The organism is Vibrio sp. 704 (assembly GCF_033339295.1).
In genome coordinates this window covers 1-578 of the sequence record NZ_JAWOUH010000759.1, presented here as the reverse complement: position 1 = coordinate 578, position 578 = coordinate 1, and the positions used below count along the sequence as shown (strand labels likewise).

The window sequence follows — 578 nt, the reverse complement described above, 5'->3', positions numbered from 1 at the left end:
CTACGTTTGAGTGCGAGCCATCAAGAAATAGCTCGAAATGAACTTTGAAATTAATCACGAATTATATCGAGTCAATAGGTCTAATGTGATCTGATTTAAATAATGTAACTTTAAGAATATTGTCGAGAAAGTGATTGTATTCAAAATTCGTCTATTGACTTGTTGCTCAAATAAAATTTGTAGATTTTTTACGTGTGAGATTTTTGAGCTCTGTCCATTTAAACAAATTGACAGGCTTTAAAGTGTGATTCGAAGCGCAAAAGTAGCTCGGTTGCGCGGTTGGGACTCTGTTATTGATAATTAACCCATCAGATGACGAACTGTTGATAGGGTTAAATATGCTGTACGAGTTAATCGACCACGAACTAGTAGATGTAATTAATGATCGCGCTTACCAATGGCAAGATGCGGTTAAAAAGACCACTCAATACCTAGAAAATAAAGGTTACGTCTCCCAGCACTATGCTGATGCGATCATCCGTTCAACGGAAGAAAACGGTCCTTACTATGTGTTATGCCCTGGATTGGCTATGCCTCATGCCCGACCTGAAACTGGCGTTTTAAAAACAGGCTTAGGC

At 38.6% G+C, this 578-nt stretch carries 1 protein-coding gene; it reads left to right on the top strand.

What is annotated here, in order from left to right:
- Positions 1 to 338 precede the first annotated feature (338 nt).
- Positions 339 to 578, top strand: a 240-nt coding sequence (locus R7R24_RS28950) for a PTS sugar transporter subunit IIA (protein ID WP_318120492.1), incomplete at its 3' end; no start/stop codon positions are given.